This window comes from Rhodococcus tibetensis (genome assembly GCF_024438035.1).
Taxonomy (GTDB): domain Bacteria; phylum Actinomycetota; class Actinomycetes; order Mycobacteriales; family Mycobacteriaceae; genus Rhodococcus_F; species Rhodococcus_F tibetensis.
Map to the genome: position 1 here is coordinate 257147 of NZ_JANFQF010000002.1, position 13295 is coordinate 270441.

The 13295-nt window shown below is 63.4% G+C and carries 11 protein-coding genes and 1 pseudogene; 7 read left to right on the forward strand and 5 right to left on the reverse strand.

Going from position 1 to position 13295, the window contains the following annotated elements:
• Positions 1 to 288: 288 nt before the first annotated feature.
• The 3 genes from NOF53_RS03925 to NOF53_RS03935 all read right to left on the reverse strand — a co-directional run bounded on the left by NOF53_RS03925 (position 289) and on the right by NOF53_RS03935 (position 2380).
• Positions 289 to 744, reverse strand: coding sequence for a MaoC family dehydratase (locus NOF53_RS03925; protein WP_255965722.1), 456 nt, complete (start codon positions 742 to 744; stop codon positions 289 to 291).
• The gene (locus NOF53_RS03930) at positions 741 to 1478 is read right to left on the reverse strand and encodes an SDR family oxidoreductase (RefSeq protein WP_255965724.1); all 738 of its coding nucleotides are present in this window, start codon (positions 1476 to 1478) and stop codon (positions 741 to 743) included. Before NOF53_RS03930 ends, NOF53_RS03925 begins: the two co-directional genes overlap by 4 nt.
• Before the next feature lie 116 nt (positions 1479 to 1594).
• Positions 1595 to 2380, reverse strand: a complete 786-nt coding sequence (locus NOF53_RS03935) for a crotonase/enoyl-CoA hydratase family protein (protein ID WP_255965726.1) — start codon at positions 2378 to 2380, stop codon at positions 1595 to 1597.
• Positions 2381 to 2833: 453 nt separating this feature from the next.
• Between NOF53_RS03935 and NOF53_RS03940 the strand changes: the two genes are divergently transcribed.
• Both NOF53_RS03940 and NOF53_RS03945 read left to right on the forward strand, forming a co-directional pair.
• Positions 2834 to 4288, forward strand: a complete 1455-nt coding sequence (locus tag NOF53_RS03940) for a class I adenylate-forming enzyme family protein (protein ID WP_255965728.1) — start codon at positions 2834 to 2836, stop codon at positions 4286 to 4288.
• Between the two features lie 166 nt (positions 4289 to 4454).
• The gene (locus tag NOF53_RS03945; protein WP_255965730.1) at positions 4455 to 5438 is read left to right on the forward strand and encodes a zinc-dependent alcohol dehydrogenase family protein; all 984 of its coding nucleotides are present in this window, start codon (positions 4455 to 4457) and stop codon (positions 5436 to 5438) included.
• Positions 5439 to 5721: 283 nt separating this feature from the next.
• On the opposite strand, the gene NOF53_RS03950 is transcribed toward NOF53_RS03945, so the two are convergent.
• Positions 5722 to 6570 carry an enoyl-CoA hydratase/isomerase family protein gene (locus NOF53_RS03950; RefSeq protein WP_308213776.1) on the reverse strand — a complete coding sequence of 283 codons (849 nt, stop codon included), beginning with the start codon at positions 6568 to 6570 and terminating at the stop codon, positions 5722 to 5724.
• A gap of 240 nt (positions 6571 to 6810) precedes the next feature.
• On the opposite strand from NOF53_RS03950, the gene NOF53_RS03955 reads away from it, so the two are divergent.
• The 3 genes from NOF53_RS03955 (at position 6811) to NOF53_RS03965 (ending at position 10361) form a co-directional block, all read left to right on the forward strand.
• A complete protein-coding gene (locus tag NOF53_RS03955) occupies positions 6811 to 7593 on the forward strand; it encodes an SDR family oxidoreductase (RefSeq protein ID WP_255965733.1) in 783 nt (260 codons plus the stop codon).
• Between the two features lie 13 nt (positions 7594 to 7606).
• Positions 7607 to 9328: an acyl-CoA dehydrogenase family protein gene (locus NOF53_RS03960; protein ID WP_255965734.1), complete on the forward strand. Its 1722-nt coding sequence runs from the start codon at positions 7607 to 7609 to the stop codon at positions 9326 to 9328.
• A gap of 193 nt (positions 9329 to 9521) precedes the next feature.
• Positions 9522 to 10361: an MBL fold metallo-hydrolase gene (locus NOF53_RS03965; protein WP_255965736.1), complete on the forward strand. Its 840-nt coding sequence runs from the start codon at positions 9522 to 9524 to the stop codon at positions 10359 to 10361.
• Positions 10362 to 10669: 308 nt separating this feature from the next.
• Here NOF53_RS03965 and NOF53_RS03970 read toward each other — a convergent pair.
• Positions 10670 to 10841: pseudogene (locus NOF53_RS03970) on the reverse strand (ferredoxin family protein); the annotation flags it as partial.
• On the opposite strand from NOF53_RS03970, the gene NOF53_RS03975 reads away from it, so the two are divergent.
• Complete coding sequence (locus tag NOF53_RS03975; RefSeq protein ID WP_255965815.1) at positions 10782 to 10952, forward strand: hypothetical protein; 171 nt, start codon at positions 10782 to 10784, stop codon at positions 10950 to 10952. The pseudogene NOF53_RS03970 and the gene NOF53_RS03975 sit on opposite strands and share 60 nt — an antisense overlap.
• A gap of 267 nt (positions 10953 to 11219) precedes the next feature.
• Entirely contained in the window at positions 11220 to 13196 is a 1977-nt protein-coding gene (locus NOF53_RS03980) for an acetoacetate--CoA ligase (RefSeq protein WP_255965737.1), read from the forward strand.
• Positions 13197 to 13295 lie beyond the last annotated feature (99 nt).

Sequence of the window (13295 nt, forward strand, 5' to 3'; positions counted from 1 at the left end):
CTTCACGCCGGGTTGTGTGTCGGACACTGCCAACCTAGGAATGCACGAGCGGGCTCTGATAGAACGAGTGCGCCCTCTACTGGTACCGGTGCGCCAACAATCACGCCGAAACGGGCAACCGGGGTCTCCGCACTGTCGCTGGAGGTTGGTGAGCGTGTACCGCGCGTGAGCGACACCGGCACACGAGTCGGTGGGCCGCGGAACCGAATCGAACTGCAGCACAGGTTGAGTCGGCCACATGCGAGCAGATGGTCCGAGAGCGAAGCTGTTTGTCGTAGATCCAGCGTGTCAGGCGAGGATTCTGGTCACCGACTCGGCTACGCACACTGGCCGGTCCGATCCTTCGCGCTCGATGGTGATTTGGCTGATCATCTGGACGCCACCGGAAATGTCGGTGACTTCCAGGAGCCGGATAAGTCCTCGCACGCGGCTGCCAACCGGTGCCGGGGCCGGGAACCGGACCTTGTTGAGCCCGTAGTTGATTCCGGCCGTTGCCCAGGGCACTGGGATGACGTCTTCGAACATCGGGGCGATCAGGGACAGGGTCAGGAAGCCGTGGGCCACGGTCGTCCCGAACGGCCCACCGGCGGCTCGCTCGGGATCGACGTGTATCCACTGGCGATCCTCGGTCGTGTCCGCGAAACCGTTGATGCGGTCCTGGGTGAGCTCGAACCAGCGGCTGTTGCCGAGGTCGGTGCCGGCCGCTGCTCGAATGTCGTCTAACGAGTTGAGTGTAGTGGTCACATCGAGATCCCGCCGTCGACAGGCAGCACGGTGCCCGTGATGTATGCGGCTTCCTCGGATGCGAGGAAGGCGACCGCCGCGGCCATTTCACTGGGCGGTGCGAAACGTCCCGCGGGGATCTGCCGGGCGATTTCGGCCTTCTTGGCCTCAGGGATGCCGGCGATCATGCGTGTGTCGGCGTTGGGGGAGATCGCGTTGACCGTGACGCCGAAGCCCGCCAATTCCTTGGCGGCAGTCTTCGTGAAGCCGATGATCCCGGCCTTGGCCGTGGCGTAATTGGACTGTCCAATGTTGCCGTGCAGACCGGTGTAGGAGGTCACATTGATGACCCGGCCGTAGTTCTGGGCGCGGAATTGGGGGACAGCCGCGCGGGTCATCCGGAACGTGCCTCCGGCGTGGACGGCAAGAACTCTCTCGAAGTCATCGTCGGTCAGCTTCCACAACATATTGTCGCGCAGGATGCCGGCGTTGTTGACTACCACGTCGAGACGTCCGGTCTCGGACACCGCCGCGTCGACGATCCGCTGAACCGCGTCGGTGTCGCTCACGTCGGCGACCACGCTGCGGGCGGTGATCTCACTGGCGGCCTGGTCGAGGGCTTCCTTGTCCAGATCGACAAGGAACACGTCGGCGCCGGCGCCGGCGAACAGCGCGCCGATCTCCTTGCCGATCCCCTGTCCGGCGCCGGTCACGACCACGGTGCGGCCGGTGTAGTCGAAGCTCAGATTCGTCATGTCGGGTTCCCGGCCTTACCGGCCATGGAAAACAGGTTGCAACTCATGTCACTTTCCTTACACCTTGGGGCGAACTGTTTGGGTAGTAATGGAATTCGGGTCGTTCTCCGCTGCGACTACTTGCCCTGAAAGTTGGCCTGGCGGCGCTCGATGAACGACTGGATACCCTCTTGAAAGTCGTGACTGTCGAAGACGGCGCCCTTCACGTCGTCGATCGCGGCGACGGCGGCCGACTCGCCCTGTTCGAGGTACTTCAGGGCGGAAGCCTTGGTGGCTCGAACGCCGAGTGGGGCATTGGCACAGATTTCGCGGGCCAGTTCGATCCCGCGCTCGATGTGCTGGCCGAAAGGCACGACTTCTTGGACGAAGCCGAGCTCGAGGGCGCGCTGGGCGTCGAACTTGTCGGCCCGGAGCAGGTGGTACATCGCATTGCCCCATCCGGTCCGGGTCAGGTAACGGAAATGGGCGCCACCGAGGGGTGCGAGGCCACGGGCGACCTCGAGCTGCTGAAACTGCGCGGTGTCGGCGGCAACCACGATGTCGGCGGCTAACATCATCTCGATGCCGACGGTGAAGGTGATGCCCTGAACCACGGCCACGATCGGCTTGGTTGCCCGCCGCCCCAGAGCAAACGGATCGACCAGAGCCGGGTCGATGTCCGCGTCTGCTCCAGGACCGAAGAACTTCGGCATGTCCAAGCCTGCGGTGGTGTTTTTCCCGGCGGAGCGGAACACCGCGACCCACAGGGAGTCGTCCTCGTCGAATGTGGTCAGGTGCTGGGCGAGCTGGCGCATCATGTCCGGCGTGTAGGAGTTCATTTTGGACTCGTTCTCGACCGTGATGATCGCGATGTTGCCGTCTGTCTCGAGTGTGACCTCGCCGGGCTTGCGGTCGTGACTCATGAAGTGGCTCCTTGTCCATGGTGAGTTCGCGCCAGCGACGTGGGAGGCGACGACTAGACTGAATCGTCTAGTCGTTGTGGCCAAATGTCAACAGGAGCACACATCCACGCGCAGTGGCGCGATTCGCACCGAAGTGCCGCCTGACGGGTACCCGCTCACCGGCGGTGGCACACCTATACCGGGGTGCGGCGCATTTGTCCTATGCGCCGCCGCTCGCGCATTCGTAGGTTTGTGTTCGTCCCCAACCACGACACCTGTGGCGGACCTCCAAGGCGGTCGGAGAATCGGTCACCGCAGGCGGCAGCGCCCCAACTGTGCCGGAACCGATTCCGTCTTCCGGGGGCTCCATGGGAGGAGTGGGCGGCTCCGCCCTGCTGCCGCCGACGGAATATGGCTGGTACGCGGTGATTCCGACCTCGATCGAACTCGCACACCATGTTAGGTGGCCTTGCCATGAACTTCGCGTCTCTGCCCGACCGTCGTGCCGAATCGAGCCCAGATCGGCCGGCGGTATCCGATGGGCGCCAGTCGCTCACCAATGCCCAGCTGCTGACCAGAATCCGGGGCGCGGCCCGACACCTTTCCGACGTCGGAATCGGTTCTGATGATGTCGTGGCGGTCAAGCTGACGAATCGCATCGAGTTCGTGCTCCTGCTGTTCGCGGCCTGGCGGCTCGGCGCCGTCGTCACCCCGGTCAATCCGAGCCTTACCGACGGCGAGGTCGCACGACAGCTGCACGATTCGGGCGCACGTCTGCTTGTCGTCGAGGACGGTTCGGCAGCGGCGGGCGTCGCGACGCTCGCCGTCGACGACCTGTACTCAGAGGGGATGGGGCTGGATCCGGCACCACAACTGGACGGGTCCGCGCTGGCTCTCTTGATCTACACCAGCGGCACGACGGGGGTACCGAAAGGAGTGATGCTCGCCCACTCCAACATCGACGCAATGACGGACATGGCGTGCCAGTGGCTCGAGGTGGGGCCGGCGGACCGCTGCTTGCTGATCCTGCCGCTCTTCCATGTCTTCGGCATCATGATCAACGTACTCACGCCGCTGCGCGCAGGCGGCAGTGTCGCCATCGCCGACCGGTTCGATCCCAAGACCTTCTTCGACCTCGTCGAGCAGGAGCGCCCCACCTATTTCAGCGCGGTGCCCACGATCTACAACATGCTCGATGCGCTGCCGGTCGATGTTCGACCCGACACGTCGTCCTTGCGGTACGGGCTCTGCGGTGCCGCACCCGCCTCGGCGGAGTTGCTGACCCGCTTCGAGGCTCGGTTCGGGTTCCGCCTCATCGAGGGCTACGGGCTGTCCGAAGGAACGTGCGTCTCTACCATCAACCCCCTCGCGGCTCCGCGACTCGGCAGCGTGGGGCGTCCCCTCCCGGGTCAGGAGATCCGAATCGTCGACGAGGTGGGCACGGTGCTCGAGCCCGGCACGATTGGTGAGGTCATCGTGCGTGGCCGCAATGTCATGTCTGGTTATCTCGGTCGGCCGGAGGAGACGGCGAAGACGATCGTGGATGGCTGGTTGCACACCGGCGACGTCGGCTACCTCGACGCGGACGGCTACTTGTTCCTGGTCGCACGATTGAAAGAAATGATTATTCGTGGCGGCGAGAACATCTACCCCAAGGAGATCGAGGACGTCCTGACGGCCGATCCTTCTGTCCTCGAGGCGGCCGTTATCGGTGTACCCGACGACAAGTGGGGAGAGGTGGTCGTCGCCTACGTCCAACCGCGATCAGGCGTCAGCGTCGATCCTGCGACGCTGACTGCGCTGACTGAGCAACACCTCAGCGGCTACAAGCGGCCGACCTCGTTCTTCGTGGTTGACGCCATCCCCAAGAACGCCGTCGGCAAGATCGACAAGGTCTCGCTACGAGCCGCCTACGCTGAAGCCCTGTGACCAACGGAAAGACTGGCAGGAGAAGGGTGCCGCGCGACTGTGGCGCATCCGGCGCCCCCACACGTGCGCTCGACCAGGATTGTTCAGGGCCGTGGTCACGCCGTGGCCGCCTTGGACTGTCAAAGAACGCACTACTTGGTCTTTCGACCATTGACCGGAGGTAACGATGAAGAGGTTGCACATGCGGGCCTTCGGGAAGCCGAGCACGGCCCCGGAGCTGATCGAGTCGGAGACTCCCGAACCCGGAGCAGGACAGGTGCTCGTGGCGTTGGAAGCCGCCCCCATCAACCCGTCGGACCTGCTCCTCATCAGGGGACTCTATGGGCATCGCCCAGCCCTGCCCGCCACCCTGGGCACCGAAGGCGTCGGTCGAATCGTCGCCGTTGGCCCTGCAGTCGATCCTGTCCGCATCGGCGAGCGGGTCCTGATCATCCCCACCCTGAAGCACGCCACGTGGCAGGACCAGATCGCGATCGACGAGGACGACGCCATCGTGGTCGATCCGGCGGCCGATGTCCTCCAGCTCGCGATGCTCGGCGTCAACCCCCTGACTGCCGATCTCCTGCTCCGTCGCTTCGTCGATGTCCCGTCGGGCGGGTGGGTCGGACAGACTGGCGGCAACTCTGCTGTGGGCCGCTCCGTCATCACCCTGGCCAAGCAGGCCGGCTACCGCACTCTCAACGTAGTGCGCCGCCCCGAGGTAGCCGCGGAGCTTCTGGAGTTGGGCGCCGACGCCGTTGTCGTCAGTGGACCGAATCTCGGTGAGCAACTGAAGAAGGCGCTCGGGGACGAGCGGATCTCGCTCCTGCTCGACGCGACCGCCGGGGACGTGGTCGCGGAACTCGCTCCCTGGCTCCTCCACGGAGGCACCCTCGTCAGCTACGGAGGAATGAGCGGCGCCCCGGTCGTCGTCCGACCGGGCGACCTCATCTTCCGCGATCTTCACGTCCGGGGCTTCTGGCAGAAGGGCTGGCTCGACACAGCGCCTCGCGAGGAGTTCACCGCCGCCTATGCCCGGCTCGCCGCCCTCGTCGCCGACGGCACCCTGCGGGTCCCCATCGCCGCCACCTACCCGCTCGAGAAGTACCAGGATGCCCTGGTTCACGCCACCCAGGCCGACCGAGTCGGGAAGGTGCTCTTCGCCTGGTGACAATGATGTCAATTTGCGGGAAGAATACCTTCGCCGAGGCGCGTCCGTCTCCGTCGGTGGCATGCTGAATACGTTGCTCGACATCGGCTTTCACCGCATGCGACGAACTCGACTGTGATGCTGTGCACGTCGACCAACCGCTGGTTGATCCGTCGTCGGGTGTGCCGCTGTTCGCGCAGCGAGTCAGATCCTTCAGCGGGATCGCGTCGAGGATCGGACTGAACCCCTGAGCAATCGTGGTGGTCCACGGTTAGGGGCAAGGCAGATGTGTCGGGATATCGTTTCAGAACCGTCGGTCGGACCCGTCCGCCGTAGCCGCGAGGGCGCGTAGCAAGCGTGTCTGGGCCGCAGCCTCGAGCTGCCGTTGATGCTCCAGGTTCACGACCTCGGCCGACTGCACCAGCTGCTTGACCTCTCGGGCGGCGGCGGTATCTGCCTGCAGAAGAGAATGAGCCATGGCCTGGGCCTCGATATCGAGATCGCTGACAGGGACCACACTGTGGGCCAGTCCCAGCGAGAGTGCCTCTGTGGCGCCGACATCGCGTGCACGGACGCAGATTTCGAGCGCGCGGCCGTACCCGACTTGCCGGACGAGGGGTGCGAGCCCGGTCAGATCGGGCACCAGGCCGAGTGCGGGCTCCTTCATGCAGAAGATGGCGTCGTCGGCCACAATCCGGAGATCGCACGCGAGTGCGAGCTGGAAGCCGGCACCGACAGCGTGTCCCTGGACAGCGGCAATCGAGATGAAGTTCGAGTCGCGCAGAAACATGAAACCATCTTGATACTCACGTATGGTGCGCGCGATCGTCACGTCGGAACCGTCGAGTAGACCGGTGAGGGTCTCGTCGTCGGCAGCGTCTTGCGGAGATCCGGGGCCTTTCAGCATCGATCGATCCAAACCGGCCGAAAAACTACGCCCTTCAGAGCGAACGATGACCACCCGAATGTCAGTCGGCATCGTCCGCCCCAACGCGGCGAGTGCTCGCCACATTGCCGGGCTCTGCGTATTGCGTCGTTCAGGTGTGCACAGCGTGATCTCGCCGATCGGCCCGCTCTGTGTGAATCGGAGCCCTGCCGACTGTAGCTCGGCCTCCGTCGGGCCCGCCATCGATCGATCATCCACTCGAGTCATCGTCACTTCTCCCAGCTCAGTGCGTAATATGGCGCTCCGCTTGCACTCCGGCCGGAGTGCAAGCGGACACAACGATCATCTACCTCAACTTTTCATTATGCAACAAGTTGCATTAAAGTGGGCGGTGGCATTTCCTGATCGGTCCTCGATCAGGCTCACACTTGACCGCGATAGCGATCGTTCTCTACTCTGCGGGGAAGGGTGTGCGTAGACCACCTCATTATTCTCGGAAAGGACGTCATGTTCCCCGAACTGTTCGCAGTTTCAGGCAAGACGGTTCTGGTCACCGGTGGTACTCGTGGCATCGGCTACATGATCGCCGAGGGTTATCTACGGGCAGGCGCCCGGGTGTACATCTCTTCCCGTAAAGAAGCCGCGTGTGCCGAGGCTGCGAGAAACCTTTCGGAATTCGGTGAGGTGCATGCCATTCCGTGCGACGTATCCAGCGAGGAACAGTGTGCCGCGCTGATGGACGCGATCGGGGCACGGGAGCCGAGCCTTCACGTGCTGGTCAACAACGCCGGTGCAACCTGGGGTGCACCCTTTGACGAGTTCCCCGACTCCGCGTGGGACAGGGTGCTCGCCGCCAACGTCAAGGCACCATTCACATTGACCAAGATGGCGCGTCCGCTCCTGGAGAAGGCGTCCAACCAAGATGACCCTTCCCGCGTGATCAACATCGGCTCGATCGACGGGCTTGCAGTGCCGGGCGTCAGCAATTTCTCCTACTCGGCGTCCAAGGCCGCCCTCCACCACCTCACTCGCCACATGGCCGCGGAGCTCGCGCCGTCGATTCTGGTCAATGCCATTGCGCCTGGTCCGTTCCCGTCGAAAATGACGGCTGCGATGTTGGCTGAGGTCGGCGATCAGCTGAAAGGCGCCTCCCCGGTCGGTCGGATCGGTGAGCCCGCCGACATCGCTGCGACTGCGATCTTCCTGAGTTCTCGTGCCTCGAATTACGTGGTCGGTGCGGTCATCCCGCTCGACGGCGGTCTGAGCACAACCATCGGCCTCACATTTTAGAAGGATTTCTGCCGTGTACGTAGCACCACTTGCCCAATACGACTTCCTCTACACAGAGGTCCTCGGCACAGACATTCTCGAGACCGTGACGAACGGCGAAATCAAAACCGCCGACGCTGCTGCAGTCCTTACTACAGCAGCGGATTTCGCCGTCGAAATGCTGCATCCGCTCAATACTGTCGGTGATCGTGCGGGCAGCGTGCTCTCCGATGGTGCTGTCACGACCCCGGTCGGGTACAAGCAGGCGTACCGTTCCTTCGCCGAGGCCGGTTGGGTCGGGTTCGGCCTCGATCCCGCGATAGACGGCGGAGGCGCGCCATTCCTCCTCTATAACGCGGTCTCGGAGTTGTGGTCTGCAGCCAATCCCGCGTTCTCGGTGTGCTGGCTGTTGTCGACCGGTGCAGCCGCGGCGCTGCACTCGGCCGCAAGCCCGGACCTGAAGGACGTGTATCTCGCAAAGATGGTGTCCGGGGAGTGGACGGGCACGATGAACCTGACGGAGTCAGATGCCGGTACGGATCTGTCCGCAATCCGCACAATCGCCCGCCCCAACGAGGACGGTACGTGGGCAGTGACAGGGCAGAAGATCTTCATCACTTGGGGAGATCACGACCTCACAGAGAACATCGTGCATCTAGTGCTCGCTCGTACCCCGGATGCTCCCGTGGGACTGGCCGGGCTGTCGCTGTTCGTGGTGCCGAAGTTTCTCCCCGATGGCCGAGGCGGTATCGGTGAACCTAACCGCGTCACCACTCTTTCCCTGGAGCACAAGCTCGGCCTTCATTCCAGTCCTACCTGTGTGCTGGATTATGCCGACGCGACAGGCTATCTCGTCGGAGATCAGAACCGCGGCCTCTCGGCGATGTTCGTCATGATGAACACCGCCCGCATCGGCATCGGTCTGCAGGGGCTTGGGCTGGCGGACCTCGCCTACCAGCAGGCTCGCGACTATGCCCGGCAGCGAGTGCAGGGCACAGTGGTCGGACGACCGTCGGGTACCCCTATCGCCGAGCATCCCGACGTTGCTCGCCTGCTGACGTCGATGTCGAGTTCTATTTCGGCGATGCGCGCTTTCTCGATGCAGGTTGCCGAGTGGTTCGACCGCTGGCAGCGCACCGACTCGCCCGACGCCGCGGAGCTGGCCGAATTCTGTGTGCCGATCCTCAAGGCCTGGTTCACCGAGGAAGCCGTGCGCATCGCCTCCGACGGACTCCAGGTATACGGCGGCTTGGGTTTCATCGAAGAAGCGGGTGCGGCGCAGCACTATCGCGATGCTCGGATCATGCCGATCTACGAGGGCACTACCGCTATCCAGTCGAATGATCTGCTCGGCCGCAAGCTTATTCGAGATGGGGGAGTAACTGCGCGACGGTTGTTCGATCGGATCGACTCCAGCGTCGGGCCTCTTCGGGTGATTGAGCACCCGGTGGCAGCGCGTACGGCGGAACGACTCGATCGTGCCCTGCAGACCGTGCGTGACACCACCGAGACACTCCTGTCTCACGCGGCGACAAATCCTCGTGACGCCTACGCCGCATCGGTTGATTATCTGACGATGCTAAGCCTTCTCGTCGGGGCTTGGATGCATGGCCGCATCGTCGCGGCTGCGCTCGCCCACCCCGAATTGTCCACCGCTGACCAGCAGCGCCTGACCGAGGCCGACTTTTACGGCGCCCATCATCTCAGCCGCGTCCATTCGCTGGCCGAGGCGATACATGCAGGTGAAATCGGATGAGCGGCCTCGAAATCTCTGCGTTGGCCATCACAACTTCCAGCCGAATGAACTAGCGCGTATCACCACAACCCTGCCCAAGCAAAAATTCACAGAAAGCACGACTGATGACATATCAAACACACACAATCCGGCGGGAAGGCGCAGTGCAGGTCGTCGATCCGCCACGCGTCGTGATCAGTGGAGGCGAATCCGCATGAGCGACCTGGCGATCGACGTCTATACCTGCCAAGCGTTCGAACTGCCCGGTGGCGGCTGGTTCTCACCCACCACCTCCACCCTGATCACCGGGCCGACCGAAGCGATACTCGTTGACACCCAGTTCCTGGCCACCGATGTCGACGAGGTGATCGAGCAGATCGAGGACTCCGGCAAGCGGCTGACCACCATCTTCATCACCCACGGACACTTCGATCACTACTTCGGTCTCGAGCGGCTGCTGAACCGGTTCCCGCAAGCCCGCGCGGTGGCGGTACCGGCCGTGGCCAAGGCCATCGCGGCCAACCTCGACAGCGATCGCGCCTACGTCCGCGATTTCTTCGCGGGACAGGCCCTCGACAACGCCGTGGCACCCGAACCGCTCGACAGCCTGGTCCTCACCGTCGATGGCACGGAAGTGCTGGCCATCGAGATCGAGCAAGCCGACACCTCACCCACCGGAATCATCCATATCCCTACCCTGCAAGCGGTGATCGCCGGAGACGTGGTCTACAACGGTGTCAACCCGATGCTGGCGATGACCAACCGGAACGACTGGCCGAACTGGATCGCCAGCGTCGACTACCTCGCCTCGCTGAACCCCACCACGGTGGTCGCCGGACACAAGCGCCCCGAACTCGACGACCCGGCCGATTGCATTGACGAAACGCGTGACTATTTGCAGGAATTCGTGGCCAACGTCGATGGTCTGGAGAACGCGCGCGAACTGGTCGCCCACATGCAATCGCGTTTCCCGGACCACGCCAACCCCTCGACGCTGGTGGTGTCGGCGGTGACGGCGTTCAAGCAGAAGAAGAAGAAGAAGAACAACGCGTGAAGCCGTGATCGTTGTTGCATTCTCGCTGCAGGGCTCGACTGACTCCCCGATTCGGAACTGCGTTCCGTCGGGGAGCTGCACGGCTACTGCAGAGCGCTGTCATCGAATTGCCCTCAGGAAAGTGAACCGGTGATCAGGCCGAGTGTGACAGCACCCGCACGATGTGAGTCGGGCGTCTTTACACCTCGCGTGCCGAGAGCGCCTCGACGACGCGGGATCATCGTCGTGTTTGCCGAATGCGCCGCACCACAGGAGGGTTCGACCTCCTCGGAGAAACCGGCGTTGGCCTCCGTGTAGGCGGCTCACTACTGGGCGGGAACGTCTTCGGCCGGACAGATTGCCTCGACCGGGCATACGGGCTCGCATTCAGCGCAATTTACGCCCTCGTCAGGGTGGATATACACAATGCGATTGCTCTTCGTGAATGCAGTCGACCGGACATTCTTCGATGCACGCCTTGACGAGAAGATCGACACAGATTCGCTCTCGGGCACCGCCGCATTCAACGGCGTAGAGATCGAGATCCGGGGCACTCGACGCTCCAATACCGGCGATCACTGCACGGCGACTATCAGAGAGTATTCCGCATGACCGAACACAACCCCGCCTGCAACCGCGAACAACGCATCATCGACGAGATCGACGCACTCGTCGAATGGCAGTTCGAGGAAGGGAGCAGGAGAGGTGACGGTCCACTACCACGCAGATACTTCTCTTCTGAGAATACTCAGTCCCGCTCAATGCGGTCTCACTTGCACCTCAACGCTCCGTCAACTGCCGCTGTGAACTACGCTCACAGTCTGCGCGCCGCACTATGTTTGGCACATGGAACATCGCTCAGCAGACCTCAATCGACGCTTGCCGGGTGAAGCGGGGGCGATGTCAGACATGGTGTGGAGCCCGACGGCGGCTCGGATCGAGAAGTCCGCTCTCCGCGCGTATCTGAATTGGCTCGAGGAGCGTGAGGGGAGAGCCTTTCGCGACCACGACGCCCTGTGGGCATGGTCGGTGCAGGACCTTGACCGGTTCTGGACGTCCATAGTCGACTACTACGAGGTCGAGTTTTCGAAACCGTGGACGCAGGTACGCACTGCAGATCCCATGCCCTACACCCGCTGGTTCACCGAAGGGCGGCTCAACTGGGCGCAGCAGACTTTGTGTCGGGGCGCCGACGACGCAACCGCGCTGGTGTGCGTCCAGGAGGGCGGCTTGCCTGCCCGTCAGATCACGTTCGCGCAGCTGCGGCGGTCTGTGGGCGCAGTGGCGGGTTGGTTGAGGCGGGCGGGCGTGCGGCCAGGCGACCGCGTTGGTGCCTACCTACCAAACACCGAACACGCGGTGATCGGAGTCCTCGCCGCCGCCACGGTCGGTGCAGTATGGGCATGCTGTTCCCCAGACTTCGGGCCCGATGGCACCATCGGCCGTCTTTCGCAGCTTGAACCCACTGTGCTGATCGCCACGGACGGCTACCACTGGAATGGCAAAGAGATCGATCGCAGCGACGTCGTCGCACAGCTGCGCGAGAACCTCCCGACGCTGCGTCACGTCGTTCACGTCCCGTGCGTGTTCGACCGGCTGCACCCCGAGGGCTCAACACCCTGGAATGAGCTGCTCGCCCAGGACGCGCCACTCGAGTTCGAGCAAGTCGAATTCTCTCATCCGCTCTGGGTGCTGTTCACGTCTGGCACCACTGGTCTGCCCAAGGGCCTGGTCCACGGCCATGGCGGGATCACCCTTGAAGGCATGAAGTGGTCCGGACTGTATTGTGGGCTGCGCTCGGGCGAGCGGATGTTCACCTACACTTCGACTGGCTGGGCGCTGTGGAACATGCAGCTCGGCGCACTCAGTCAAGGCGCGAGCATCGTCTTGTACGAGGGCAGTCCAGGATATCCCGCAGGCGCGGTATGGGATGTCGCGGCGCGCACCCGCGCGGACGTCATGCTGCTAGGCGCCGCGGTTGTGACCGCGTCTGCTGGCACCGAGGTTTCGCCCTGCAAAAAACACGACCTGAGCCAGCTGCGGCACGTGATGGTCAGCGGTTCCGCGCTGCCTTCGGCAGGCTACCGCTGGGTGCTAGAGCACGTCGGTCCGGACCTGCGGATCGATTCCACCAGCGGTGGCACCGACATCTCCGGCTCGTTCGTCGGCGCCAACGAGTACGCCTCAGTCCGTGTAGGGCGCATCGGTGGTCGGCTCGCCGGTGTTGACTGCGCGGCCTGGCGCGATGACGGCGTCCCTGTTGTCGACGAAGTGGGTGACCTCGTAGTCACCCAGCCAATGCCCTCGATGCCGGTGTTCCTGTGGAATGACCCTCATGCGGAGCGGTACACGGACTCGTATTTCGAGACCTGGCCGGGTGTTTGGCGGCACGGAGACTGGGTGACGATGCACTCCGACGGCAGCGTCACGATCCATGGCCGCTCGGACTCGACGCTCAACAGGCAGGGCGTCCGGTTGGGCAGCAGCGACTTTTACGACGTGCTCGAGGACATGCCGGAGATCACCGAGACCTTGGTGATCGGGGTCGACCAGCCTGACGAGGGGTACTGGCTGGGCCTGTTCGTCGTTCCGGCCCCCGGGCACGCGCTCGACGACGAGCTCAAACGAAAGATCGTGAGAACGCTTCGGACCCGCCTAACTCCCCGTCATGTCCCTGACGAGATCGTCGAAGCGCCCGCCGTGCCGCACACCCTAAACGGGAAACGGCTTGAAGTCCCGATCAAAAAGCTGCTGACCGGCAGGGCACTGGAGAATGCTGTGAGTATGGACTCTGTCGACGACCCCGACACTTTGCGCTGGTACGCGCGTTTCGCAGCGGACCGGTCGGAGACGTGATTTGCAGTGGAGGGACTGCGGGTCTTCGCCCCGGATTGAGGTCGCGGTCACCGGGGCTGTCGGCACAGCGACTCGCCCGGAGCGGACAGCCCAGCGAAC